The 25,206-nt window shown below is 70.5% G+C and carries 26 protein-coding genes; 20 read left to right on the top strand and 6 right to left on the bottom strand.

Going from position 1 to position 25,206, the window contains the following annotated elements; genetic code table 11:
• Positions 1 to 5 precede the first annotated feature (5 nt).
• Positions 6 to 296, bottom strand: a complete 291-nt coding sequence (locus tag A4R44_RS05495) for an SRPBCC domain-containing protein (RefSeq protein ID WP_232791536.1) — start codon at positions 294 to 296, stop codon at positions 6 to 8.
• A gap of 162 nt (positions 297 to 458) precedes the next feature.
• On the opposite strand from A4R44_RS05495, the gene A4R44_RS05490 reads away from it, so the two are divergent.
• The 3 genes from A4R44_RS05490 (at position 459) to A4R44_RS05480 (ending at position 1,752) form a co-directional block, all read left to right on the top strand.
• Entirely contained in the window at positions 459 to 878 is a 420-nt protein-coding gene (locus A4R44_RS05490; RefSeq protein ID WP_067576946.1) for an SRPBCC domain-containing protein, read from the top strand.
• Positions 868 to 1,203 carry a helix-turn-helix transcriptional regulator gene (locus tag A4R44_RS05485; RefSeq protein WP_067576944.1) on the top strand — a complete coding sequence of 112 codons (336 nt, stop codon included), beginning with the start codon at positions 868 to 870 and terminating at the stop codon, positions 1,201 to 1,203. The genes A4R44_RS05490 and A4R44_RS05485 overlap by 11 nt, the downstream gene beginning before the upstream one ends.
• Positions 1,204 to 1,305: 102 nt before the next feature.
• Positions 1,306 to 1,752, top strand: coding sequence for a hypothetical protein (locus A4R44_RS05480; protein WP_067576942.1), 447 nt, complete (start codon positions 1,306 to 1,308; stop codon positions 1,750 to 1,752).
• Between the two features lie 47 nt (positions 1,753 to 1,799).
• Here A4R44_RS05480 and A4R44_RS05475 read toward each other — a convergent pair whose 3' ends face one another.
• Positions 1,800 to 2,258 carry a GreA/GreB family elongation factor gene (locus A4R44_RS05475; protein ID WP_037808306.1) on the bottom strand — a complete coding sequence of 153 codons (459 nt, stop codon included), beginning with the start codon at positions 2,256 to 2,258 and terminating at the stop codon, positions 1,800 to 1,802.
• Between the two features lie 122 nt (positions 2,259 to 2,380).
• Between A4R44_RS05475 and A4R44_RS05470 the strand changes: the two genes are divergently transcribed.
• The 3 genes from A4R44_RS05470 to glyA all read left to right on the top strand — a co-directional run bounded on the left by A4R44_RS05470 (position 2,381) and on the right by glyA (position 4,933).
• Positions 2,381 to 2,968, top strand: coding sequence for a TetR/AcrR family transcriptional regulator (locus tag A4R44_RS05470; protein ID WP_067576940.1), 588 nt, complete (start codon positions 2,381 to 2,383; stop codon positions 2,966 to 2,968).
• 19 nt (positions 2,969 to 2,987) lie between these two features.
• Positions 2,988 to 3,506, top strand: coding sequence for a gamma carbonic anhydrase family protein (locus tag A4R44_RS05465; protein WP_067576938.1), 519 nt, complete (start codon positions 2,988 to 2,990; stop codon positions 3,504 to 3,506).
• A 158-nt stretch (positions 3,507 to 3,664) separates the two neighbouring features.
• A complete protein-coding gene (gene glyA, locus A4R44_RS05460) occupies positions 3,665 to 4,933 on the top strand; it encodes a serine hydroxymethyltransferase (RefSeq protein ID WP_067576936.1) in 1,269 nt (422 codons plus the stop codon).
• Positions 4,934 to 4,973: 40 nt separating this feature from the next.
• Here the strand turns inward: glyA and A4R44_RS05455 are convergent, their stop codons facing one another.
• The gene (locus A4R44_RS05455) at positions 4,974 to 6,110 is read right to left on the bottom strand and encodes an RNA polymerase sigma factor (RefSeq protein ID WP_067576934.1); all 1,137 of its coding nucleotides are present in this window, start codon (positions 6,108 to 6,110) and stop codon (positions 4,974 to 4,976) included.
• Entirely contained in the window at positions 6,107 to 6,514 is a 408-nt protein-coding gene (locus A4R44_RS05450; protein ID WP_067576932.1) for a YciI family protein, read from the bottom strand. The genes A4R44_RS05455 and A4R44_RS05450 overlap by 4 nt, the downstream gene beginning before the upstream one ends.
• Before the next feature lie 204 nt (positions 6,515 to 6,718).
• Here A4R44_RS05450 and A4R44_RS05445 point away from each other — a divergent pair, with 204 nt between their 5' ends.
• Complete coding sequence (locus tag A4R44_RS05445) at positions 6,719 to 8,368, top strand: MDR family MFS transporter (protein ID WP_067576930.1); 1,650 nt, start codon at positions 6,719 to 6,721, stop codon at positions 8,366 to 8,368.
• A 56-nt stretch (positions 8,369 to 8,424) separates the two neighbouring features.
• Here the strand turns inward: A4R44_RS05445 and A4R44_RS05440 are convergent, their stop codons facing one another.
• On the bottom strand, positions 8,425 to 8,943 hold the full coding sequence (locus tag A4R44_RS05440) for an inorganic diphosphatase (protein WP_067576928.1): 519 nt from the start codon (positions 8,941 to 8,943) through the stop codon (positions 8,425 to 8,427).
• Positions 8,944 to 9,114: 171 nt separating this feature from the next.
• Here A4R44_RS05440 and dacB point away from each other — a divergent pair, with 171 nt between their 5' ends.
• From dacB to folK, 12 genes are all read left to right on the top strand, one after another.
• The gene (gene dacB / locus A4R44_RS48810) at positions 9,115 to 11,985 is read left to right on the top strand and encodes a D-alanyl-D-alanine carboxypeptidase/D-alanyl-D-alanine-endopeptidase (protein WP_232791508.1); all 2,871 of its coding nucleotides are present in this window, start codon (positions 9,115 to 9,117) and stop codon (positions 11,983 to 11,985) included.
• Between the two features lie 109 nt (positions 11,986 to 12,094).
• On the top strand, positions 12,095 to 13,111 hold the full coding sequence (locus tag A4R44_RS05430) for a zinc-dependent metalloprotease (RefSeq protein WP_067576926.1): 1,017 nt from the start codon (positions 12,095 to 12,097) through the stop codon (positions 13,109 to 13,111).
• The gene (tilS, locus tag A4R44_RS05425) at positions 13,108 to 14,079 is read left to right on the top strand and encodes a tRNA lysidine(34) synthetase TilS (RefSeq protein WP_067576924.1); all 972 of its coding nucleotides are present in this window, start codon (positions 13,108 to 13,110) and stop codon (positions 14,077 to 14,079) included. Before A4R44_RS05430 ends, tilS begins: the two co-directional genes overlap by 4 nt.
• A gap of 3 nt (positions 14,080 to 14,082) precedes the next feature.
• Positions 14,083 to 14,637: a hypoxanthine phosphoribosyltransferase gene (hpt, locus tag A4R44_RS05420; RefSeq protein WP_037369179.1), complete on the top strand. Its 555-nt coding sequence runs from the start codon at positions 14,083 to 14,085 to the stop codon at positions 14,635 to 14,637.
• Positions 14,638 to 14,808: 171 nt separating this feature from the next.
• Positions 14,809 to 15,177 (top strand): hypothetical protein, encoded by a 369-nt coding sequence (locus A4R44_RS05415; RefSeq protein ID WP_067576922.1) that lies wholly within the window; start codon positions 14,809 to 14,811, stop codon positions 15,175 to 15,177.
• 1,561 nt (positions 15,178 to 16,738) lie between these two features.
• Positions 16,739 to 17,542: an ESX secretion-associated protein EspG gene (locus A4R44_RS05405; RefSeq protein ID WP_067576920.1), complete on the top strand. Its 804-nt coding sequence runs from the start codon at positions 16,739 to 16,741 to the stop codon at positions 17,540 to 17,542.
• A 440-nt stretch (positions 17,543 to 17,982) separates the two neighbouring features.
• Positions 17,983 to 18,804, top strand: coding sequence for an ESX secretion-associated protein EspG (locus tag A4R44_RS05400; RefSeq protein ID WP_067576918.1), 822 nt, complete (start codon positions 17,983 to 17,985; stop codon positions 18,802 to 18,804).
• A 206-nt stretch (positions 18,805 to 19,010) separates the two neighbouring features.
• Positions 19,011 to 21,413 carry an ATP-dependent zinc metalloprotease FtsH gene (gene ftsH, locus A4R44_RS05395; protein ID WP_067576916.1) on the top strand — a complete coding sequence of 801 codons (2,403 nt, stop codon included), beginning with the start codon at positions 19,011 to 19,013 and terminating at the stop codon, positions 21,411 to 21,413.
• Positions 21,385 to 21,999, top strand: coding sequence for a GTP cyclohydrolase I FolE (gene folE, locus A4R44_RS05390; protein WP_067576914.1), 615 nt, complete (start codon positions 21,385 to 21,387; stop codon positions 21,997 to 21,999). The genes ftsH and folE overlap by 29 nt, the downstream gene beginning before the upstream one ends.
• Complete coding sequence (gene folP, locus A4R44_RS05385; protein WP_067576912.1) at positions 21,996 to 22,832, top strand: dihydropteroate synthase; 837 nt, start codon at positions 21,996 to 21,998, stop codon at positions 22,830 to 22,832. Before folE ends, folP begins: the two co-directional genes overlap by 4 nt.
• Positions 22,825 to 23,184, top strand: coding sequence for a dihydroneopterin aldolase (gene folB, locus A4R44_RS05380; protein WP_067576910.1), 360 nt, complete (start codon positions 22,825 to 22,827; stop codon positions 23,182 to 23,184). The genes folP and folB overlap by 8 nt, the downstream gene beginning before the upstream one ends.
• On the top strand, positions 23,181 to 23,675 hold the full coding sequence (folK, locus tag A4R44_RS05375; protein ID WP_067576908.1) for a 2-amino-4-hydroxy-6-hydroxymethyldihydropteridine diphosphokinase: 495 nt from the start codon (positions 23,181 to 23,183) through the stop codon (positions 23,673 to 23,675). Before folB ends, folK begins: the two co-directional genes overlap by 4 nt.
• Before the next feature lie 32 nt (positions 23,676 to 23,707).
• On the opposite strand, the gene A4R44_RS05370 is transcribed toward folK, so the two are convergent.
• Positions 23,708 to 24,646 carry a MerR family transcriptional regulator gene (locus A4R44_RS05370; RefSeq protein ID WP_067576905.1) on the bottom strand — a complete coding sequence of 313 codons (939 nt, stop codon included), beginning with the start codon at positions 24,644 to 24,646 and terminating at the stop codon, positions 23,708 to 23,710.
• Between the two features lie 70 nt (positions 24,647 to 24,716).
• Here A4R44_RS05370 and A4R44_RS05365 point away from each other — a divergent pair, with 70 nt between their 5' ends.
• Positions 24,717 to 25,169, top strand: a complete 453-nt coding sequence (locus A4R44_RS05365) for a DUF3180 domain-containing protein (RefSeq protein WP_067576903.1) — start codon at positions 24,717 to 24,719, stop codon at positions 25,167 to 25,169.
• Positions 25,170 to 25,206: the final 37 nt, after the last annotated feature.

The following is a 25,206-nucleotide window of genomic DNA, read 5'->3' as shown; positions in this document are numbered from 1 at the left end:
GGGGATTACTTGGCCGGGGCGGCGGATTCCGGGATCGGCTCGCCGACGCCAGTCGTCAGCAACGCGTGCAGGCTCGTGGTGACGCAACTCGTCCAACCGCGCGAGCACTCGCGGTAGCAGGCCTGGTCCGGAGTGAGGCCGTGGTGCGTGAAGCGCAGCGTCGTTCCGTTCGGGCCTGGCGTGATGTCGAAGCTCATCCGCGTGTCGGTCCATTCGTCGTGCTGGTCGACGAAGGCGACGTACGCGTCCTCGACATGCCAGGCGACGCGGCACCGGTGATTGTCTTGCTGAACCAGCTTCGGACGTCGGTGACCGCGGCGAAGACCTCCTCGGGGGTGCGGTCGACGGTCAGCTCGGTGGTGAAGGAGTTCATCGGACTTCCTTTCGCCAAGTAATGCAACTGCCTTGTTGCGTCAATGGAGTGTGGTTGCCTAGGCTCGGCCCGGAAGGAGCACGAAATGGGGTTTCCCGACCGCATCGAGCGGACGGTCGAGCTGGCGCAGCCGCCCGCGACGGTGTGCACGGCGGACGGCCTGAGCGCCTGGTTCGGCGACGAGGCCGAGATCGACCTGCGTCCGGGCGGGCTCGGACGCGTCGCGTGGATCGGCGACCGCAGTGCCGAAATCCGGGTCGCGCGTGTCGAGGAGCCAGCGGTGTTCGGGTTCACCTGGCAGGTCGACGGGATGCCGGAGGACGACCCGCGACGCACGTACGTCGAGTTCACCCTGCACGCGCGCGACGGCGGAACCCGGCTCACCGTGGTCGAATCCGGGTTCGCGCAGCTGCCGGACGGCCAGTACCCGGCGACCTACCGTTCGCACCTCGAAGGCTGGGCCCGCGAACTGGACGAGCTGGCGGCCAGTCTCGATGGCAGCTGACTCCGAAGCGGTCGCCGAGCAGGTTTTCGCCGCGCTCGCCGATCCGACCCGGCGTGCGATCCTCGCCGAGCTGGCCGCGCGCGGTCCGGCGACGGCGACGGACCTGGCGGCGCGCCTTCCGATCACCCGGCAGGCGGTCGCCAAGCACCTCGGCCTGCTGTCCGACGCCGGGTTGGTCGCCGCTGAACCCGGTGAGCGCCGCCGTGTGCGGTACCGGCTCGATTCCGCGCCGATGCGCGTCGCGCAGCAGTTCCTCGCCGCGCTCGCGCGGGACTGGGACGGACCGCTCGCCGCGCTGCGGGCCCATCTCGACCGCGAAGAATGACCGCGATTTCACTCGTCTGAGGGACGGAGTCAGCCGACTGGCCAGCCGCAAAGGGCCGGAAGAACGAGGGCGGGACAGGCGGGTCCCGGTTGACTGGAAGCCATGAACAGCGTGCGGAACAAGGCGGTACTGGCCGCGACCGGGATCGCGGCTTTGGCCACGGTCGCGGCGTGCGGACTCGGTGCCTCGGTCGAGGAGAAGTCGAACGGCCACGTGAAGGCGGTTTCCTACGACAACGGAAAGCAGGGCAAAGCCAACTCGGACGCCCGGCTTCCGTCGTGGGTGCCCGACGACGCGAAGTCGGTCACCGAACTGATCCGCACCACCGGTTCGGAACGGATTCTGCGCTATCAGCCAGGTCCGTCGGGCCTGCCCGCGCTGTGCCAGCCGGGGAAGGCCGAGGCGAAAGCTCCGACGCTCACCGCGGACTGGTGGCCGGCGGGCGAGCACAAACGGATGGACAAGGACTGCGGCGGCTGGCACGTCGCGGTCGAGACTGACGGCGTGTTCGCCTATCAGGCCGAAACGGTGGCCAACGCGGACAAATAACAGTGGCCGCCCTGGAAACCGGGGCGGCCACTGTCTGTCCTATGAGGTCAGTTGGCGGGCGGGGTCAGCTTCAGCACCGTCGCGGTGGCTTGCCCGCGCGGGGTGCGGTAGCTGATTTCCTCGCCTGCCTTCGCGTTGGCCAGCGCGAGGCCGAGCGGGCTGTCCGAGGTGATCGCGTCGGCGTCCTCGCCGGGAAGGGTCACCACGGTGAACTCTTCCTCGTCACCGTCGGAAAAACGCAGCGAAACCCGCGTGCCGTCGGGAAGCAGCGAGCTGTCGTACGCGCCGTGCTCCAGCTTCGCGGTGACGTCGGCGATCTGCCGGTCCAGTCGCGCCGCTGCCTCGGCGCGGTCGATCACGTCCGCCTGGTCGGCGGCGTCCCCCGTGCGTTCCTGCTCGCCCGGCTGCGGCGATAGCGCCTCGCGTTGCGCGCGCAGATCCGCGATTTCCTTCTCCAGCTGACGGCGCGCCGCCTCGCTGAGCCCCTTGTCCCCTGAGATCACCATGCCGGGCATTGTCCGCTGCGCGGACCGGGGTGGCCAATCCGGTTTTTCACCCGCCGGAAGACGTTGGGACGACTGGCCTAGGATTCAGGGCTGCTGTCCTGACGAACGTAACGAGGATCACCGTGAGCGCCCTACCCGGTCGCAGCACCCAGCTGTCGCCCAACCAGTTGCAGAAGCAGGAACTGATCGTCGAAGCGGCGCGCCAGGTCCTCGCCCGCGAAGGGCTCGCCGGCTGCACGGTACGCGCGATCGCCGAGGCCGGACCGCTCACCAAGAGCGCGATCCACTACTACTTCGCCGACATCGACGTGCTCATCGACCGGGCGATGGCCGCGCACATCAACATTTTCGCGGCGGAGCTGCGCAAGGTCGCGGACAAGCACTCCGACCCGCGCAAACGGCTTTTCGCGGTGACCGAGGCCTACCTCGCCGAATTCGCCGATCACCCGCGCGGCGCGTTCCTCTGGTTCGAGTACTGGATCGCGGCGGGCCGCGCGCAGCATCCGCAGGCGATCGACGCGATGCTCACCTCGATCACCGAACTGCTCGTCGAACTCCTCGGCCCGCTCGACGTCGACGATCCGCGTGCCCGCGCCCGCTCGCTGCTGAGCTATCTGCTCGGCGCGGTGGTGCAGCAACGCGTCCGGCCGCGGTCGTCCGCGAGCCTCCGCGGCGACATCGAGGCGCTCTGCTTCGCCGGATACCGCTGACGCCGCTTAGGCTCCCGGCATGCCTTTGTTCTCCTTGGACGGCGTCAGCCCGCAGGTTCACCCGGACGCCTGGATCGCTCCCACCGCCACCCTGATCGGCAACGTGACCGTCGAGAAGGACGCTTCGGTGTGGTACGGCGCGGTGATCCGCGCGGACTTCGGTCCGATCGTCATCCGCGAGGGCGCGAACATCCAGGACAACTCGGTGATCCACTCCGGACCCGAGATGACCGAGGTCGGCCGCAACGTCACCGTCGGGCACCAGTGCCTCGTGCACGACTGCACGGTCGGCGAACAGGCGTTGATCGGCAACGGATCCACGGTCCTCGACCGCGCGGTGATCGGACCGCGCGCGTTCGTCGCCGCGGGGTCGACGGTCACGCCCGGCACCGAGGTCCCAGCGGAGATGATCGCGATGGGTAGCCCGGCGAAGAAGTTCGTGGAACTCACCGATTCCGCGCGCGTGTGGGTCGACCACAACGCGGCGGTCTACCAGGAACTCGCGCGGCGGCATCGCAGCGGCCTAGAGCAGGTCTGAGCCCGTTTCCCGCGGACCGGACGCCCCTGGCGGAGTGCACTAAACTCCGTCCCGCAGCAGCGACTGGCGCCATTCAAGAGGTGGAGCACCACCGGGGAGCGACGACGAGGCCGGCACCGCGCGCCTGGGTGAGGGCCACTGCACAGCCGGAGTACGCCATGACACACCAGCCCGCCCTGTCCGCACTGTCCGCGGCGGATCCGCGGATCGCCGGTCTCGTCGAGGACGAAGCGAAACGCCAGCACGACAAGATCCGCCTGATCGCGTCCGAGAACTACGTTTCGCAAGCGGTGCTCGAAGCCACCGGCAGCGTGCTCACCAACAAGTACTCCGAGGGCTACGCCGGCAAGCGCTACTACGAGGGCCAGCAGTTCATCGACCAGGTCGAACAGGTGGCGATCGAGCGCGCGAAGGCCGTCTTCGGCACCGACCACGCGAACGTCCAGCCGTACTCCGGCTCGCCGGCCAACCTCGCGGTGTACCTGGCGTTCGCCAAGCCGGGCGACACCGTGCTCGGCATGGCGCTGCCGGACGGCGGCCACCTCACCCATGGCTGGAGCGTGTCCGCGACCGGCAAGTGGTTCACGCCGGTCCGCTATGGCGTCCGGAAGGAAACCGGCCGCGTCGACCTCGATCAGGTCCGCGACCTCGCCCGCCAGCACCGGCCGAAGCTGATCTTCGCGGGCGGCACGGCCATCCCGCGCACCATCGACTTCCCGGCGTTCGCGGAGATCGCCCGCGAGGTCGACGCCGTGCTGGTGGCCGACATCGCGCACATCGCCGGCCTGATCGCGGGCGGCGCGCACCCGTCGCCGGCCGGCCACGCGCAGGTCATCACCACGACCACGCACAAGACGCTGCGCGGTCCGCGCGGCGCGATGATCCTCTCCGACGCCGAGCACGCCAAGGCCGTCGACAAGGCGGTGTTCCCCGGTCTGCAGGGCGGTCCGCACAACCACACGACGGCCGCCATCGCGGTCGCGTTGGGGGAGGCGCAGCAGCCCTCGTTCTCCGAGTACGCGCACACGATCGTCGCGAACGCCAAGGCGTTGGCCGAAGCGCTGGTCGAGCGCGGTTACGACCTCATCTCCGGCGGCACGGACAACCACCTGCTCTTGATTGACCTGACCAACAAGGCGGTGCCCGGCAAGCCCGCGGCGCAGGCGCTGGACCGCGCGGGCATCGAGCTGAACTACAACACCGTGCCGTTCGACCCGCGCAAGCCGTTCGACCCGTCCGGCATCCGGCTGGGCACCTCGGCGATCACCACGCGCGGGCTCAAGCCGGAGCACCAGGTGCAGGTCGCGGACTGGATCGACCGGACCGTGACCGCCGCGGCCGCACAGCAGGACGGCGCGCTGGATGCGATCGCGGCGGAGATTTCCGAGTTTCTGCGGGCGTTCCCGATTCCGGGGTACAGCGAGTGAGGTCGTGAGTGGCGATCACGGTGAGAACCGTGATCGCCACTCACGAGCTGTTAAGCCGCGCCGCCTGCTTGACCAAGTGATCCCGCTCAGCCACATTGCCCGCCTTCTCCGCCGCCTCCCGATACAGCCGCGCGGCGGTCGCCAGATCCCCGTCCCGCTCGTGCAGATAAGCCGCCACCGCACGATGCCGCGGCAGCTTGTCGTCCAGCTCCGCCAGCGCGTTCAACCCAGCCCGGGCTCCGTCCGCCTCGCCGACCGCGACCGCCCGGTTGAGCCGGACGATCGGGCTGTCGGTCAGCGCGAGCAGCTCGTCGTACCACTCGACGATCTGCACCCAATCGGTTTCCGCTGCCGCGAGAGCGTCTGCGTGCAGCGCGGCGATCGCGGCTTGGGCCTGGTATTCGCCCAGCTGGTCGCGGGCCAGCGCCGACTGGAGAAGGTCGACGCCCTCGGCGATCAGCCGGGTGTCCCAAACGCCGCGGTCCTGTTCGGCGAGCGGCACGAGACTGCCGTCCGGCTTCGTCCGCGCGGCCCGGCGGGCGTGGTGCAGCAGCATCAAGGCGAGCAGGCCGGCCACCTCCGGATGGTCGAATCCCGCCGCGAGCTGCCTGGTCAGCCGGATGGCTTCGGCGGCGAGGTCGAGTTCGCCGGAGTAGCCCTCGTTGAACACCAGGTACAGCACGCGCAGCACGGTCGCGACGTCGCCGGGCGCGTCGAACCGCACGTCGGACACGGTCCGTTTGGCGCGGCTGATCCGTTGCGCCATCGTCGCTTCCGGCACCAGATACGCCTGCGCGATCTGCTTCGTGGTCAACCCGCCGACCGCGCGCAGCGTGAGCGCGACGGCCGACGACGGCGTCAACGACGGGTGTGCGCACAGGAAGTAGAGCTGGAGCGAATCGTCCACCGCGGACGCCGGACCGGGCTGTGGCTCGGCGTCCATCGCCACTTCCCGGCCCCGGCGCGAGGATTCCGACCGCGTGGCGTCGAGGAACCGGCGCCACGCGGCCGCGATGAGCCACGCCTTGGGGTCGCGCGGCGGATCGTCCCGCCACGCGTCGAGCGCGCGGATCAGCGCTTCCTGCACGGCATCCTCGGCCGAGGCGAAGTCCGCTCCGCGCCGGACGAGGATGCCGATCACCGCGGGCACGAGTTCCCGCAGCAGTTCCTCGTTCATTCGGTGACCGAGGGCGTCACGCCGTAGCAGGGGCGCAGTTCGAGCCACTCGTGGATCGGCTTGCCGCCCGCGCCGGGAGCCGCGGACAGCTCGCCGGCCAGTTCGAGCGCGCGCTCGTAGCTGTCGACGTCGATGAGCATCCAGCCCGCGATGACGTCCTTGGTCTCGGCGAACGGGCCGTCGGTGACCGGCGGGCGGCCCTCGCCGTCGAAGCGGACCCACGTGCCTTCCGGGGACAGCGCCTGCTCGCTGACGAACTCGCCGGTCTCCACGAGCCGGTCCGCGAAGTCGCGCATGTACTGGATGTGGGCGGTGACCTCTTCGGGCGTCCACTGGTCCATCGGGGCGTTGTTCACCGAAGCCGGCGCGCCGCGGTAGTGCTTGAGCAGCAGGTACTTGGCCATTGTGGTTCTCCTCCGTGCTGGTGGCGGCTCGTTGTCGCCACGTTCGCGCCAGGGACGGAGCCGGTCGCGCGTTCTCGACATCGCCCGGCGAGAGACTAGCGTCACACGATATTTGGTTGATGAATGCAAGCTTTTCGGGAACAGTTGTGGCGAGCAAGTAGTTGAGAGATACAAGCAACTAGTACGGCACTGAGGGAGACCACCATGAGCGACACCGCCACTGCGGAAGGGGGCGCCACCACGAACGGACGGCTTTCACACCGGCAGATCCTCACGGTTCTGTCCGGACTGATGCTCGGCATGTTCCTGGCGGCCCTCGACCAGACCATCGTGTCCTCGGCGATGAAGACCATCGCCGACGAACTGCACGGACAGAGCCTCCAGGCCTGGGCCACCACCGCCTACCTGATCACCGCGACGCTTTCCACGCCGCTGTATGGCAAGCTGTCCGACCTCTTCGGCCGCAAGCCGATGTACCTGACCGCGATCTCGCTGTTCCTCGCCGGTTCGCTGGCGAGCGCGATGGCCGGATCGATGTACGAACTGGCCGCGTTCCGCGCGTTCCAGGGCCTCGGCGCCGGCGGTCTGATGTCGCTCGCGCTCGCGATCATCACCGACATCACCTCGCCGCGGGAACGCAGCCGCTACCAGGGCTACTTCATGGCCGTTTTCGGCGTTTCGAGCGTCGCCGGCCCGGTCGTCGGCGGGTTCTTCGCCGGACTCGACTCGTTCGCCGGCCTCACCGGCTGGCGCTGGGTGTTCATGGTGAACGTCCCGATCGCGCTCGCCGCGCTGGTCGTCGTGAGCAAGGTGCTGAACCTCCCGCACACCCGCGTGGACCAGAAGGTCGACTTCCTCGGAGCCGGCGCGCTGACGGTCGGCCTCGTGCCGCTGCTGCTCGTCGCCGAGCAGGGCCGCGAATGGGGCTGGGGTTCGCCCGCGTCGCTGGCGATGTACCTGGTCGGTGCGCTCGGCGTGGTCCTGTTCATCCTCCAGGAACGCCGGATGGGCGACGCCGCCCTGCTGCCGCTGCGGCTGTTCCGCAACGGGGTGTTCCGGGTGTCGACGATGGTCACCGTGATCCAGGGCATCGGGATGTTCGGCGCGATGATGTCGCTGCCGCTCTACCTGCAGATTGTCAAGGGCGCGACGCCCACCCAGGCCGGGCTGCAGATGCTGCCGCTGACCCTCGGGATCATGGTCGCGAGCCTCGGCAGCGGCCGGATCATCGCCCGCACCGGCCGGTACAAGGGCTTCGCGGTCGCCGGACTCGGCCTGATGGCCGCGGCGGTGTACTCGTTCTCGATGATCGGCGTGGACACCGCGCTCGGCGTGGTCATGGCCATCGCGTTCGTGCTCGGACTGGGCCTCGGCTCGACCATGCAGACGCTGACCCTGGCCGCCACGAACGACGTCTCGCCCCGCGACATCGGCGTCGCGACCTCGTCGGTCACGTTCTTCCGGCAGATCGGCGGGACGGCGGGCACCGCGGTGTTCCTGTCGATCCTGTTCAGCACGGTCGGCGACCGGATCGCGGCGGCGGTCCGCTCGGCGATGGCCTCCCCGGCCTACACCGCGGCGCTGGCGCAGCACCCGGAGTTCGCCCGGCAGATGGCGAGCGGCGGCCTTGACGTGAACGACACCTCGTTCCTGTCGACGCTCGACCCGGTGCTCGCCCGGCCGGTCCTGGAAGGGTTCTCCAGCTCGATGAGCACGGTGTTCCTGATCGGCGGCGCGGTGCTGACCGTCGGGTTCGCGCTGGTCTGGCTGCTGCGGGAGAAGCCGCTCTCGGACAAGTCGGCGATGGAGCAGCGCGCCGAGCAGGAGGCGAGCGAGCTGGCCCTCGCGGGCTGAGAAGGCAGCAAAAAGGGGCCGTCCACCAGGCAGGTGGACGGCCCCTTTCGGGTGGCTCAGCGGTGCGCTTCGCCGGTGATCTCTTCCTTGGCGAGACGGTCCTTCTCGCGCTCGTAGGAGCGCGAGATCTCGGCCTCGGCATCGGCGCGGCCCACCCAGGAGGAGCCCTCGACGCTCTTGCCCGGTTCGAGGTCCTTGTAGACCTCGAAGAAGTGCTGGATCTCGAGCTTGTGGAACTCGTTCAGGTGGTGGATGTCGCGCAGGTGCTCAAGGCGCGGGTCGTTCGTCGGGACGGCGAGGACCTTGTCGTCCGGTCCCTTCTCGTCGGTCATCCGGAACATGCCGATCGCGCGGCAGCGGATCAGGCAGCCGGGGAACGTCGGCTCCTGGACGAGCACGAGCACGTCGAGCGGGTCGCCGTCCTGGCCGAGCGTGTCGTCGATGAAGCCGTAGTCGGCCGGGTACTGGGTCGCGGTGAACAGGGTCCGGTCGAGCTTGATCCGACCGGTCTTGTGGTCGACCTCGTACTTGTTGCGCTCCCCCTTGGGGATTTCGATCGTGACGTCGAATTCCACGGCCGTCCTCGCTGCTTCTCGAATCTCGGTGTCCCACGCGCTCGTGGGCGGCAACCTCATGACCTCGTTGACGTCACTAGTGTGGACTACGCCCGTCGGCCGGTCGCGCCGATGTCGGCCAGACGGCATGTGACCTTGGCCCCTCCGGGGGCGGGTGAGAAGGAGTGGTGGGTGCCGGAAAACGACCAGCCGAGGTGGCCCACGGGCGACGAGGACACCTCGTCCGAGGCGGACCGGGCGACCTCCCGCCTCCCCCTGCCCAAGCGCGACGCGGGAGCCACCGCGCAGCTTTCCGTGCCGAACGTCACACCGGGAGACGGGCCGGGATCGTGGTTCCGGCCCAAAGTCGAACCGGAGGAAGTGCCCGGGCTCAACGCGCCCTCGGACGCTCCCGCCGCGCCGCCGGAACCGCCTCGGTCGAACCTCGCGGACCGGATGAGCGGCGCTTCGGCGCCCGCTCGGGCCGAGGAACCGAAACCGCGGGCGCCGTGGGTGCCGGTGGAGGGGCCGACCCGGTTCACCGCCGGGGTGCCGGGGCCGGGCGACAACGCGGCCCGTCCGGACGCCGAGGCGACGGTGCGGTCGTCAACGGTCGAGGAGGGATCCGCGGAGAAGACTTTCCAGGTATCGCAGCAGCCGAGGCCGTCCGCGGAGCAGACGGTCTGGGCGCAGCCGAGTTTTTCGCCTGGTCAGGATGGGTCGCAACAGTCGTCGCCCGCATGGCAGGCCGCGCGGAAGCCGGGGAACTCGCTGTTCGAGCCTGCTGGTGCTGGAGCTTCGGACGAGGGGCAGGGGTGGAAGCCGTTCCAGTCCGGCCAGTCCGCCGAGCCCGCTGAGTCCGCCGAGCCCGCTGAGTCCGGAAAGCCGGGGCAGTTCGCGGCGTTCCGGGACGAAACGCCGGGAACGGGCGAAAACAACCAGGGCTGGGCGGCGTTCCGGCCGGTCGTCACGCGGGACGAGCAGGGGCAGGAGCCGCCCAAGGAGGGCTGGACCGCCTTCCGGAACGACTCCGGTACCGCCGCGTCTGGCCAGAACCAGTCCGGTCGTGGCGGAGAAGGAGCACCTGAGTTCCGGGGCGAGCCCGGGGCCGCCCGCCCCGCTGGGCAGGCTCAGCCCGGGGAGCAGCCGCGGGAGAACCGGACGGGCTTGCGGGGCGAACCGGCACCCGGGTCCGCCGCCGCGCGGCTCAACCCGGCTCAGCCCGGCTGGCCGGGGAACGAAGCGCCGGAGAGCTGGGGTCGCTCCAACGCCGGTCAGTCCGGTCGTCCCGGGAACGAGCCGAACCGGAACGAATCCGGCTCCGAGTCGTGGGCGCAGCAGATCGAGATCCCGGTCCGTCCAGCCTTGCCCGAACCAGCACCCGGCACCGTCCCGCCGGCGGGCGGCCAGGCGCGGCCGATGCGGATCGACCCGACCGGTGGCCAGTTCCCGGCAGAGGCGACCGTCGGCATCCCGCGTCCGCCCGAAGGCTTCCCCGGCGAAGCGCAGCAGGGGCCGTCCGAAGCGACTGTCGGCATTCCTCGTCCTGCGGAAGGTTTCGCTGAGCGCCCAGGCCCGGAGCAGATCGCGGCGCGCGCTGCGGAGCCACCCGAACCGCCGTCCGGCACCGGGCCGATCCCGCCGCAGGGCGACGCGCCTCGTCCCGAGGGGAAGAAGCCTCGCCGGAAGGCGCTGATCCTGGCGCTCGTCGTGCTGCTTCTGCTGGCTGCCGCGGGTGGCGCGTCGGCCGTGCCCGCCGTGTCCAACCGGCTCGGGTTGCCGTGGGCGCCGAACGCGCCGAAGGGCAGCGAACCGGACCCCTCCGACGCCAGCCTCGCGCTGCACGGCCCGGACACGTCCGGTCAGGGTCCGTCCGCGAACGGCGTCGCCTCGAAGCTCTCCGGTCCGGCAGGGGCGGCTGCGCTCTCGCAGCTCAGCGGAAGCGTGATCGACCCGGCGAACGGCACCGTGCTGTGGGACCACGCGTCGAACACCCCGCTGACCCCGGCGTCGACCACGAAGATCCTCACCGTCTCCGCGGCGCTGCTCGCGATGGAGCCGACGAAGCGGATCTCCACCAAGATCGTCCAGGGCGCGCAGCCGGGCACGGTTGTCATCGTCGGCGGCGGCGACCCGTCGCTGACCGCGCTGCCGGTCGGCACCGACTCGCCGCTCTACCCCGGCGCGGCGCACGTCGACGACCTCGTCAACCAGGTCAAGAAGGCCGGCGGCGACGTCAAGAAGGTCCAGCTCGACGCGAGCGCCTTCAGCGGTCCGAACACCGCGCCGGGCTGGGAGCCGGGCGACGCGCCGTCGCTGTACGGCGCGCCGATCGTCCCGGCCATGACCGACGGCGGCCGCGGTAATCCGAAGGTCGACGAAACCATGCGCTCGGGCAACCCGGGAACCACGCTCACCCAGCTCGTCGCGGACAAGCTCGGTGCGAGCCCGGCCGGCGCCGCGAAGGCTCCGGACGGGGCGAAGGTGCTCGGCGAAGTCCAGTCGGCTCCGCTGCCGGACCTCGCGTACGCGCTCCTGCAGATCTCCGACAACGTGCTCGCCGACTCGCTCGGCCGCCAGGTCGCCATGGCCACCGGCGGGGAAGCGTCGTTCGCCGGCGCCTCCGCCGCGGTGAAGAAGGTGCTGGCAGACCACGGTTTCGACGTCAACGGCCTCCAGCTGTTCGACACGAGTGGACTGTCCAATCAGAACAAGGTGCCCGCCAGGCTGCTGGCACAGGTGCTCGCCGCGGCGGCCGGTCCGGACGGGAAGGACCCGAACACGCCGAAGCTGCGTCCGCTGCTGGCCGGCCTTCCGGTCGCGGGCAGCCCGGAAGGCACCCTGCACGGCCGCTACCACTCGGGAGAAACCCAAGGGGGCAAGGGCTGGGTGCGCGCCAAGACCGGCACGCTCACCGGCGTCAACACCCTCGCGGGGTATGTGCTCGACAGCGACAACCGCGTGCTCGCCTTCGCCTTCATGTCCAACGGTTCGGAGAAGAACTCCGGGCAGGCGGCGCTCGACGTGCTGGCGACAGCATTGCGGGGCTGCGGCTGCAAGTAGCCCGCACTGAGCCGACTCGCTGAACCCGTTCGGCTGAGCTGCCCACAATCGCGGGCCGGAAGGTAGCGTCGGAGGGGTGAGCCAGGAAACCGAGACCCAACGGCGGCCCATGGTCGACTGGGACCGGGCAGCCGCCACCGGCGCGCTGCTGGTGCGCGGCGGCCCGCAGGTCGCGCGCGGAGAAGCGGACCGCGCGGTGGTCGACCTGCGGGAGCTGACCGCCGAGGCGGAAGGGCACGTCCGTGAGCTGACCGGTCTCGGCCGGGACCTGCCGCTGCTGCCCGGCACCGTGGTCGACCGGCCGGGCTGGGTCCGGTCCGCGGCGTCCGGTCTCGGCGTGCTCACCGGGCGTGCGCTGCCCGCGGCCCAAGGCGGTCCGCTCGGCCCGCTCCTGGCGTCCGGCGCCGGCGTGCAGACCGGGCTGCTGCTCGCGTTCCTGGCGTCTCGTGTGCTCGGGCAGTACGACCCGTTCGGCGGCCCCGAGAACAAGGGAGAACTGCTGCTCGTCGCGCCGAACGTGGTGTCCGCCGAGCGCGCGCTGAAGGTCCCCTCGCACGATTTCCGGCTGTGGGTGTGCCTGCACGAATGCACGCACCGGCTGCAGTTCACCGCGGTGCCGTGGCTGCGCGACTACTTCGCCGACGAGGTCGAACGGCTGGTGTCCGGGCTCGCGGAAAGCTCCGCCGACGGTCTGGCCGAACTGGTCGGCAGGCTGCCCGACGCGCTGCGCAACCGCGGCAAGGGCGGCGGTATCGCGGAGCTGCTGCAGTCGCCGAAGGAGCGCTCGGTTTTCGATCGGCTGCTGGCGTTGTCCACGCTGCTGGAGGGCCACGCGGACTACGTGATGGACGCGGTGGGCCCGCAGGTCGTCCCGAGCGTCGAGCAGATCCGGGCGCGATTTACCGCGCGGCGCCAGGGCGGCGGGCTTTTCGACCGGCTGTTGCGTGCGGTGCTCGGTCTCGACGCGAAGATCCGCCAGTACGAGGAGGGCGCGAAGTTCACGCGGCACGTGGTCGACGCGGTCGGGATGGACGGGTTCAACAAGGTTTGGCGCTCGCCGAACACGTTGCCGACCCGCGCCGAGATCGCCGACCCCGCGGCCTGGGTGCGGCGCCTGCACGGGTGAGCGCGCTCGCCACGGTCCGGACAGCGGTTCGCGATTTCCTTGCGGCAGTCGCTGTCCCCGGCGAGGTGTGCGTCGCGGTGTCGGGCGGCGCGGACTCCCTAGCGCTCGCTGAAGCGACGGCATACGTCCTCCGGCATCGAGACGTCCGTACGCGGGCGCTCGTCGTCGACCATGGCCTTCAGGCGGATTCAGCGGTTGTTGCCGCCGAAGCGGCGACGGTTGTGAAGAGCCTTGGCATCGACGTCGTCGAAGTGCATGCCGTACACGTCGTGGGCAAAGGCGGTCCCGAAGCAGCCGCGCGCGCCGCGAGGTACCACGCGCTGCGCGAAGCGTTGCCAAACGGCGAAGGGCTCGTACTGCTCGGCCACACCCAAGACGACCAAGCTGAGACGGTGCTGCTCGGTCTAGGCCGCGGTTCCGGACCACGGTCGCTGGCTGGCATGCGTCCGCACGATCCGCCGTGGGGTCGTCCGCTGCTCGGCATCACGCGCGCGCAAACCGTGGCGGCGTGTACAGAGCTCGGCCTGGAGCCCTGGCAAGACCCGCACAACGCTGATCCACGCTTCACCCGCGTACGGCTGCGTACGGAAGCACTGCCGCTCCTGGAGGACGTGCTGTCGGGTGGAGTCGCTCCAGCTTTAGCCCGTACGGCCGCACAGCTGCGCGAGGACACCGAGGCGTTGGACACACTCGCCATGCGTGTCCACGAGCGCGCGGCCCGCGAAGACGACCTCGACGTAGGCGTGCTCGCAGCCGAGCCCGCTGCGCTGCGCAGACGGGTTCTCCGCAGGTGGCTGCTGGACTCCGGGGTCCGCGAGCTGACCGACGCGCACCTGCGTTCGGTCGACGCGCTCGTGGCCCGCTGGCGGGGTCAGGGCGGGGTGTGGCTGCCAGGCAACTTGGAGGCTCGACGGCGGCGTGGCAGGCTCTCGCTTGCCGGACCCGAACCCACCACCCGAGGGGAATGACTCGTGTACGAGGGCGAGATCGCCTCCGTGCTCATCACCGAGCAGCAGATCAAGGACAAGATCGCGGAGCTGGCGGCGAAAATCGCCGCGGACCACCCGGAAAACGGCCAGGGCGACCTCCTCCTGGTCGGCGTCCTCAAGGGCGCCGTCATGTTCATGACCGACTTCGCGCGGGCGCTTCCGGTGCCGACGCAGCTGGAGTTCATGGCCGTGTCGTCCTACGGGTCTTCGACCTCGTCGTCGGGGGTGGTGCGGATCTTGAAGGACCTCGACCGCGACATCGCCGGGCGCGACGTGCTGATCGTCGAGGACATCGTCGACTCCGGGCTCACCCTGTCCTGGCTGCTGAAGAACCTGGCGAGCCGGAACCCGGCCTCGCTCGAGGTCGTCTCGCTGCTGCGCAAGCCGGAAGCCGTGAAGGTCGAGGTGCCGGTCAAGTACATCGGCTTCGACATCCCCAACGAGTTCGTCGTCGGCTACGGCCTCGACTACGCCGAGCGCTACCGCGACCTGCCCTACATCGGGACGCTCGATCCGCACGTCTACACGTCTGGATAGTCCGGATAGTCACGGTTCGCGGTACTCATTCCGGGTGCGGAACCCGGAAGCCCGAAATCGCGTCATAGGGCTCGACCAGGTGCGTTAACCTATGCGAAGACCTATTGCCATGCGGACGAGTGACACCAGCCGACGGGTTGGTCCTCGCGCGGGGGAACGGAGAGAGGGCAGATGGGCAACAACAGCTCGGCGGATGCCGCGGCGTTCAAGAACGCCGCGGTCAACGGCCAGGTCGGAATCGACCCGGACGCCGCGCAGACCGTGCTGAAGAAGATCCGGACCGGGCGGGACGCGGTCGAAGCTCTCCTGAACAGCGCGGGCACGCTCGCGCAGCCGCCGAAGCTCGGCGCGAACCCGGTCGGCAAGGCGATGGCGACCAAGTTCGTGCAGCGCGCCGACGGCGGCGGCGACTCCTACTCGTCCGCGCTGCAGAACCTGCTCGGCCAGTACCAGGCCGCGGAGGAAGGCATCGTCGCGGCGATGGCCCGCTACCACGAGATCGACCAGTCCGCCGGCGACCCGTTCCGCAACAAGGCCTGACGTCCTAGGGGGATCACGCAGTCATGGCACCGAACACCAACACCTCGGCCCCGGGCTCCGTCCCGGACGGATCGGGCTACAACACCTCCGGCTACGGCAGCTCGTCCTCGGTCCCCGCGCCCGGCTCCGCCGTCGCGATGGGCTCGAACCCGGCGGCCAACGACATCGTCGCGTCGGCGCGCAGCAGTTCCGGCGGTTTCGAGATGGGCGGCGACCGCGCCATCGGCAACCCGCCGAACTGGCAGGCGCAGGAAAGCCACCAGCTCTACGTCGGCGCGACCACGGACAACGACCCGGGCACCGCCGAGGCCAGCGGACAGCACTGGGCCAAGCACGGAACCGAGCTGAAGCAGGCGTCGGACGACCTGTACAACGCGATCACCGAACTGGGCAACGCCTGGGTCGGCCACGGCGCCGCCAGCGCGCAGGGCGCGCTGGTGGCGATCGCCAACTCGGGCACGCAGGCCTCCGACGCCGCGCACACGATGTCCGACCGGCTCGCCCGCCAGGCCGCCGCGGCCGCCGAGGTCAAGAAGATGCCCGCCCCGCGCGACTACGACCCGAAGCAGGCCATGACGGCCGCGCTCGCGGGCGGCCCGGCCGCGCTGGCCGCGGACCAGAAGGCGCAGGCGGACGCCGCGAACGACGTCAAGGCGCAGCAGGTCGCGTTCTTCAACGCCTACACCCAGGCGATGAGCGAGGTCGACGGCTCGACCCCGAGCTTCGGCCCGGACTCGCTCGGCATGAAGCCGACCGCGACGCACTTCAACGGCAACTCGTTCAACAACGTCAACAACATCGGCCACACCGACGGTCCCGGCGCGCTCGGTTCGCCGGCCAGCTTCGGCACGGTCGGCGCGCACGGCGGGGCAGGCGGCGCGGGGGGCGCCGGGCACGGCGCTCCGGCGCANGGCAGGCGGCGCGGGGGTCGCCGGGCACGGCGCTCCGGCGCACGTCTCGGCCGACTCGGGCAAGTACGGCACTTCCGGTTTCGAAGGCGGCGGCGGGCTCGCCGCGGGTGCCGGCGTTGGTGCCGGTTCCGGCGTTGGCGCGGCCCCGGTCGCTGCCACGCCCGCGAGCACGGGCGGCAGCGGCCTCGGTTCCGCGCTCGGCCTCGGCGCCATCGGCGCGGGAGCCGGGTTCGCCGGCGGCAAGCTCGGCGAGGGCAACCGCAGCGGTTCGCGCAAGGAGGAGGAAGGCAAGACCTCCGCGGCGTCCGAGCACCAGAGCGGGCAGAGCGCCGCGTCGGCGGCTCCGCAGCAGCAGGGCGTCGTCCCGGCGAGCGGCACCATCGGCCAGTCGCAGGGCGGCATGAGCCCGATGGGCGGCATGGGCGGAGCGGGCGCGCACGGCGCGGGCGAACAGGACGAGGAGCACACGCACGCTTCGTTCCTCATCGAACCGGACCCGGACGACGCGTTCGGGGCCAACCAGGCCACCCCGCCGCCGGTCATCGGCGCGTGGTCGGACGACGACAACTGACGCAGTGCTCGCGGGCGCGTGACCGGACCGGTCACGCGCCCGCGAGCGTTCGCAAACACGTGGGGTAGGGGGTTGGTCGATGCCGAACGCGGAGCTGCTCGCGCCGATCGAGGTGGACTTCCTGTGGGAGTCGGCCGGTTTGGGCGAGCTGCCGTATCCGCTGCGGATCCGTTCGCACGGCGCGACGATGGACGAGCGCTCGGCGCTGCGCACGCGCACGCTCGGCGCACTGGCTGACCGGGGGCTCGCCGACGGCCGCGGCAGGCCCGCTCCGCACGTCGAGGACTACTTCGGCATCCTCGCCTCGCCGGACGTCAGCCTCGACACTGTCCAGCTGCTCGACCCGAACGGCGAACCGCTGCTCGCGGTCGCGGGCAGCGCGAACGGCGACGGGCTGTTCGCCGTCCATGACCAGCGCGGCCTGCACCTGCACCCGTGCGCGCCGGACGGCCTGGCCACCGCGATCATTTCGCTCCTGCCGGGCGCTCCGCGCGGTACCGAGAAGTCGATCACCGTGCCGTTGGAGCAGCTGGTCGGCGCTTCCGGAGTCGACTTCATGCAGCGGCGCGGCAACCAGGTCGACGCCTCCGGCCGTGCGAGCGTGGACGAGGACCGCAAGGCACTCGCCCGGCTGCACGCCCAGCAGCGCCTGCGCGGCGGCCAGATCGGCGCGAACGCCCGCAACCGCCTCGGCGGCCGCAGCCGGTCGACGGTGCTGAGCTGGTTCGACACCGAAACCGGCCGGTACTTCACGCAGGCGAGCCAGGGCCACGACGGCCGCGACTGGATCACCATCGCGCCCGCCGACCCGGCGACGCTGCGCCACCGGCTCGGCGAAATGCTCGCCGGGGTGGCCGACCAGTCCAACGCGGGCGCGTTCTGACCAGCCCTGACCCGCTCTGACCAGCCCCGGCCTGCGGGCTTGCGCTGATCCGCGGGCTTGCGCTGACCCGCACTGATCCGCTCTGGCCCGCACTGATCCGCACTGATCCGCTCTGGCCCGCGCTGACCAGCCCTGACCCGCTCTGGCCCGCGCTGACCCGTGGGCTTGCTGTGGCCAGCCCGGCTCCCGCTCGGCCGAAACCGCCCCAATGCGGCATTGGGCGCATCTCGCGCACCGAGCGCCACATGGGGTGCGTGTGCAACAACCGCCGCGTCTTGCCGGGTGGGACGGAGCGAACGCCACTTTGGGTGCGTTGAGCGCACCGAATGCCACTTTGGGTGCGTGCGACGCACCCAAAGTGGCATTGGGGCGCTTGAAGACTGCCGATCCGGCGCTACGCTGGGGCCGGAGATCGTTGACCGGAGGGTGAGCAGCACCGGATGCACCAAGAGTTCTTCTCGCCGCTGGCATTCGACTTCCTGTGGGAGTCGGTGGAGCTGGGCGAGCTGCCCTACCCGCTGCGCGTGCGCTCGCACGGCGCGACCGAGGACGAGCGCGTGTCGCTGCGGCACCGGGTCGACATCGAGCTGAAGGCCCGCGGTGTCCGCGACGCGCGCGGCCGGGTCGAACCCGACGTCGAGGACTGGCTGACGCTGCTCGCGCGCGCCCCGCACTCCATTGACGCGCTGCACATCCCGCAGTTCGAGGCGCATCCGGTCGCGTTGCTCGCCGCGGGTGACGAGCGCACCGGCGTGGTCGCGATCCAGGACGCCGACGGCATCTGGCTGCGCGCGATCCCGCCGGACGGGCTGGTATCCACGATCGTCGAACTGCTGCCCGGCGGTCCGCGCGGCAGTGAGGCGTCGGTCACGCTTCCGCTGGACGAGGCGCTGCACACCCAGCCGATCCGGGTTCCGGTCGCCGCGGGTGGCGGCCAGCCCGAGGAAAAGGGCGGTCGGCGGGCGAAGCGCCAGTCGCTCAGCGAGCGCGCCACGCTCGATCCGCGCGAGACCTACGGGCTCATCGCGGGCCAGCCGCGGCTGCGCGGCGGTCAGCTCGCAGCGAACAGCCGGTCCCAGCTGGGACACCGGCAGCGGTCCCGGGTGCTTGGCTGGTTCGACACCGCCACCGGACGGTATTTGAGCTTGTCGAGGGCGGGTTCGGACGGCCGCGAATGGGTCACCGTAGCCCCGGCGGACCCGGCGACGCTGCGGAGCAGGCTGGGTGAAATGGTGGCTTCAGTGGCGGTCGAGGGCCGATAGCTGGGTGACGTGTCGTCCCGGACCGGGAACCCTCGCGCGGGATTGGCCGTTGACCTGCGAGAGGCTCGCCAGGCTTCCCCGCCCGCCCGGACGGTACCCTGGTGGGACGGGTGCCCAGCGGTGCCCACGGGTTGTCAAGATCGCGATGGCGGGTATCACAGGAGCCGCCCAACCAGGGAGGGTCGAGGCCGCAAGGGCCGAGTCGTATGAACCGGAAGAGCGTGCTCAGGAACCCACTGCTGTGGATCGTCGCGGGGTTGCTGGCGTTGCTGGCCTACAACACGATCTTCGACAGCGATCGTGGCTACACCCAGGCTCCTATCTCGACGGCGATGGGCCAGGTCGCCCAGAACCACATCAAGGAAGCCAGCCTCGAAGACAAGGAGCAGCAGCTCAAACTGCAGCTCACGCAGAAGATCGACGTCGAGGGCCAGCAGACTGACCAGATCATCGCGCAGTTCCCCGCGAACGCCACGCAGGAGATCTACGACAAGCTGATCAACGCCAAGAACGACGGCCAGCCCGTCAAGTTCACCACCAAGGTCACCCAGCAGAGCCTGCTGACCCAGATCCTGATCTTCGCGATCCCGCTGGCGCTGGTGCTCGGCCTGCTGATGTGGATGATGAACAACGCCCAGGGCGGCGGGAACCGAGTCCTGAACTTCGGCAAGTCGAAGGCGAAGCAGCTCAACAAGGACATGCCGAAGACGACCTTCGGTGACGTCGCGGGCGCTGACGAAGCGGTCGAAGAGCTGTACGAGATCAAGGACTTCCTGCAGAACCCGGCGCGCTACCAGGCGCTCGGCGCGAAGATCCCGAAGGGCGTTCTGCTCTACGGGCCGCCCGGCACTGGTAAGACGCTGCTCGCGCGCGCCGTCGCGGGCGAGGCGGGCGTGCCGTTCTACACGATCTCCGGTTCGGACTTCGTCGAGATGTTCGTCGGTGTCGGTGCGTCGCGAGTCCGCGACCTGTTCGAGCAGGCGAAGCAGAACGCGCCGTGCATCATCTTCGTGGACGAGATCGACGCGGTCGGCCGCCAGCGCGGCGCCGGCCTCGGCGGCGGCCACGACGAGCGCGAGCAGACGCTGAACCAGCTGCTGGTCGAGATGGACGGCTTCGACGCCCGCGGCGGGATCATCCTGATCGCGGCCACCAACCGGCCGGACATCCTCGACCCGGCGCTGCTGCGCCCGGGCCGGTTCGACCGGCAGATCCCGGTGTCCGCGCCGGACCTGCTCGGCCGCAAGGCGATCCTCGAGGTGCACGCCAAGGGCAAGCCGATCGCGCAGGGCACCGACCTGACCGGGCTGGCCAAGCGCACGGTCGGCATGTCCGGTGCGGACCTGGCCAACGTGCTGAACGAGGCCGCGCTGCTCACCGCCCGCGAGAACGGGCACGTGATCACCGACGTCGCGCTCGAGGAATCGGTCGACCGGGTGGTCGGCGGTCCCGCGCGCAAGAGCCGGATCATCTCCGAGAAGGAGAAGAAGATCACCGCCTACCACGAGGGCGGGCACGCGCTCGCCGCGTGGGCGATGCCGGACATCGAACCGGTGTACAAGCTGACGATCCTGCCGCGCGGCCGCACCGGCGGCCACGCGCTGCTGGTGCCCGAGGACGACAAGCAGCTGATGACCCGGTCGGAGATGATCGGCAGGCTGGTGTTCGCGATGGGCGGCCGCACGGCCGAGGAGCTCGTGTTCCACGAGCCCACCACCGGTGCGTCCTCGGACATCGAGCAGGCGACGAAGATCGCCCGCGCGATGGTCACCGAGTACGGCATGAGCGCGCGGCTGGGCGCGGTGAAGTACGGCCAGGAGCAGGGCGACCCGTTCCTCGGCCGGTCCGCGGGCAGGCAGGCCGACTACTCGCTCGAAGTGGCGCACGAGATCGACGAGGAGGTGCGCAAGCTCATCGAGACCGCGCACACCGAGGCGTGGCACGTGCTGAACACCTACCGCGACGTGCTCGACAACCTGGTCATGGAGCTGCTGGAGAAGGAAACGCTGCAGCGCAAGGACCTTGAGCGGATCTTCGCCACGGTCGAGAAGCGCCCGCACATCACCGTCTTCAACGAGTTCGGCGAGCGCACGCCGTCGGACAAGCCGCCGATCAAGACCCCGGGCGAGCTGGCGATGGAGCGCGGCGAGCCGTGGCCGCCGCCTTCTCCGGAGAAGGAAAAGCCCGCCCTGCAGCCCGCTCCGACCCCGGTCGGCACCGCACCGGGTGCGGGCGAGCTGCCTGGCGGCCCGCCGTACCAGGCTCCGGACCCGAACGCGAACCCGTACGCCCCGCCGTCCAACGGCGGCCGTCCGGGCGGGCCGAACGGCACCGGCCGCTGGGGCCAGCCGTATGGTGGTCCGCAGCAGCCGGGCGGTCCGGCAGGCGGCGGCTACCAGCCCGGTGGCCCGGGCGGTGCGCAGAGCGGACCGCCGAACTACGGGGCGCCTCCGGGCTGGACCCCGGCGACGTCCCCGGGCGGCCAGCAGCCGTGGCGCCCCGCCGAAGACCGTCCGCGTGAGCAGGGCTGGTTCGCCGACGGCGCGAACGGCCAGCAGCCGGACGAGGGGCAGCATCGGCGTGACGTCGACGGACCAGACAAGCAGTAAAGACGGCATCCGCCCGGTCTTCGATCAAGACCGGGCGGAGCGCGCCGTTCGCGAGCTGCTGCTCGCCTGCGGCGAGGACCCGGATCGGGACGGTCTCCAGGACACCCCGGCCCGGGTCGCTCGCGCTTACCGGGAAATGTTCGCCGGCCTCTACACCGATCCGGACGAGGTGCTGGCGCGGACGTTCGACGAATCGCACGAGGAACTCGTGCTCGTCACGGACATCCCGATGTACTCCACCTGCGAGCACCACCTGCTGGCCTTCCACGGAGTGGCCCACGTCGGCTACATCCCGAACGGCGAGGGCAAGGTCACCGGGCTGTCGAAGATCGCCCGGCTGGTCGACCTCTACGCTCGCCGCCCGCAGGTGCAGGAGCGGCTCACCTCGCAGATCGCCGACGCGCTGGTGCGGCGGCTGGAGCCGCGCGGGGTGATCGTGGTCGTCGAGGCCGAGCATTTGTGCATGTCGGTGCGCGGGATCCGCAAGCCGGGTTCGCGGACCACCACGTCGGCGGTGCGCGGGATGCTGCGGTCGTCGGCGACGTCGCGGGCCGAGGCGATCGAGCTGATCCGGGGGCGCCGATGATCCCCCGGCCGGGGCGGTGCGCCGTGCTGGGCGTGCTGAACGTGACGCCGGATTCGTTCTCCGACGGCGGCCGTTACCTCGATCTCGACCAGGCGCTGGAGCACGCGCGCGAGATGTGGGCGCGTGGCGCGGACCTGATCGACGTCGGCGGCGAATCGACGCGCCCAGGTGCCTCGCGGGTCGACGCGGAGACCGAGGCCGCGCGCGTCTTGCCGGTGATCCGGCAGCTGGCTTCCGAGGGCGTTGCGCTGTCGGTCGACACCACTCGGGCCGCGGTGGCGGAAGCCGCGGTGGCGGCGGGTGCGCAGGTGATCAACGACGTCTCCGGCGGGCTCGCCGATCCGGCGATGGGACGAGTCGCGGCGGAAACCAAGGTGCCGTGGGTGCTGATGCACTGGCGCGGGCACAGCAAGGACATGAACGCGCTCGCCACGTACACCGATGTCGTCGCCGAAGTGCGCGATGAGCTGTCGCAGCGGGTCGACGAGGCGATCGCGGCCGGGGTTTCGGACCGGGAGATCGTGCTCGACCCCGGCCTCGGGTTCGCGAAGCACGCCGAGCACGACTGGGCGTTGCTGCACGGGCTGGATTCGTTGCTGGACTTGGGTTTCCCGGTCTTGGTGGGTGCTTCGCGCAAACGCTTCCTCGGCCGGTTGCTGTCCGGGAAGGACGGCGTGCCGAGGCCGCCGGACGGCCGCGAGGTCGCCACCGCGTCGATCTCGGCGCTGGCCGCGGCGGCGGGTGCTTGGGGCGTGCGGGTGCACGAGGTGGGGGCTTCACTGGACGCCGTGGCGGTGGCCGCGGCCTGGCAGCAAGGACGAGCCGATGGCTGACCGCATCACGCTCACGGGACTGCGCGTGTTCGGCCGGCACGGGGTCTTCGACCACGAAAAGCGCGACGGACAGGAATTCGGCATCGACATCGTCGCGTGGCTCGACCTCGGACCCGCCACGGCGTCGGACGACCTGACCAAGACGCTGCACTACGGCGAGCTGGCCGAACTGGCGGCGGGAATCGTCGCCGGGGAGCCCTTCGACCTGATCGAGAGCGTCGCAGGCAAGATCGCCGACGAGGTCATGCGCGACGACCGGCTGAGCGCGGTCGAGGTCACCGTGCACAAGCCGTCCGCGCCGATTCCGCTGACCTTCGACGACGTCGCGGTCACCATCCGGCGGGAGCGGTGAGCCGCGCGGTCCTGTCGCTGGGCTCCAACCTCGGCGACCGGCTCGGTTACCTGCGCAGCGCGGTGGACGCGGTGCGCCCGGCGCTCGTCGCGGTGTCCGGGGTGTACGAAACGAAAGCCTGGGGCGTCGAGGACCAGCCGGACTTCCTGAACGCGCTGTGCATCGTCGACGACCCGGCGCGCGACCACTGGGCGTGGCTGCGCGCCGGGCAGGCGGCCGAACAGGCGGCGGGCCGGGTACGCGAACTGCGCTGGGGCCCGCGCACGCTGGATGTCGACATAGTGACAGTGCAGGATGTGACGTCCGATGATCCGGAGCTGCTGCTGCCGCATCCCGGGACCCCGGACCGGGCGAGCGTGCTGATCCCGTGGCTTGAGATCGACCCGGACGCCGAGGTTCCCGGGCACGGCCGGGCCGCCGATCTGCTCGCCCGGCTGCCGGAAGCCGACCGGGCGGGCGTCGTCCTGCGGCCCGGCCTGACCCTGTCGTGAGTGGTGATCCCGGTTCTAGCCGGGATCACCACTCACGACGCCCGCAATGCCGCCAGCAGGAACCGCACCTCTTCCTGGCGGCTCGGAATCGCGGGCCACCCGTTGATCGTCGCGAGCAGCTGCCAGTACCGCTCGGCGCGCGGATCCGCGCCGACGGCGATTCCGCCGGCCAGCTGGTCGCGGACCGCCGGATCGGCCGGGTCCTGGTCCGGCCGGGCCGAGGCGATCACGATCGCGTCCGCCAGCGCCCGTCCGGCCGGGGAGTCCGGCGCGTGGCCCGCGTCGAGCGCGGACCGGGCGTCAGTCATCCAGGCAGCCCAGTTTTCCTGTTGAGCCTTCGACGGCTGCTCGTACTCGCCCGCTTCCCGCGCGGTCGAATGCCGCTCGCTCATCGTGCGGATGGACTGCCGGAAGCCCGGGTCCTGGACGAGTTCGGCGAACTCGATCCAGGCCTCCAGCTGTTCCGGCGTCGGATCATCCGGAAGATCCGGTTTCGCCGACTGCATTCGCGCGTAGAACGCGGGATCGACATCGAGTCCTTCCATCATTTCGGCCCAGAACTCGTCCACCAAACGGCGGCGTTGCTCGTCTGGCATTTGGGCGATGCGATTCATCAGTTTCACTTCCTCCAGCTCGGAATCCCGTTTCAGCACCGCGCGCAATACCGCGCGGCGCAGCCGCAACCGCCGGATCTGCTCGTCGAGCGCGTCGACGTGGCTCGTCGCCAGGTCGCGCACCGTCGTCTCGCGCGCCAGTGCGCGGGACACGTCGGGCAGGCCGATGCCCAGCTCGCGCAGCGTCCGCACCAGCTCCAGCCGGGCGAGCGCGTGCGCGTCGTACAGCCGGTAGCCGGCACCGGTCCGCTGCGTGGGCGGGAGCAGGCCCTCGTCGGAGTAGAACCGGATGGTCTTCACCGGCAGCCCGGTGCGCCGGGACAGTTCGCCGATCGTGAAGACCGTGGTGGCAGGCATGTCAGGCATCGTGGAGTCTCCAGTCGCTGGAGAGTCAAGCCTGCCAGAACGGGCTCGGTACGGTGGGGTCATGCACTTCACGCGGTCCCGGGACCTGGTCGTGGCCGCGGTCCTCGGCCTCGCCGTGGTCTACGTGCTGTTCCAGGCCGCTTACGGCGATCTGCCGCAGCTGCCGTTGCTCGCCGGGGTGACCTTCGCGGTGCTCGCGATCGCCGAGGCGGGTTTGGCTCTCTCGATCCGGTCGCGGATCAAGTCGGGCCGGGTGCACGGCGACGCGGTCGGGATCGCGAGGGCGGTGGCGCTGGCGAAAGCGTCTTCGCTGGCCGGGGCGTTCCTCGGCGGCGGCTGGCTGGCCGCGTTCGTTTACGTTTTCCCGCGACGTGACGAACTCGTCGCGGCGGTCTCCGACAGCAGGTCGGCGGTCGTCGGAGCGGTGTCGTCGGCGCTGCTGGTAGCTGCCGGTTTGTGGCTCGAGCACTGCTGCCGGACGCCGCCGGAGGAGCGTAGGGGAACGACCGGTTAACGCTTCGATGCCGCCGCTCGAAGTACCGACTAGGTCT

It is taken from the genome of Amycolatopsis sp. M39, assembly GCF_001651785.1.
Taxonomy (GTDB): Bacteria; Actinomycetota; Actinomycetes; order Mycobacteriales; family Pseudonocardiaceae; genus Amycolatopsis; species Amycolatopsis rubida.
This window is presented reverse-complemented; position numbering and strand designations above follow the sequence as displayed.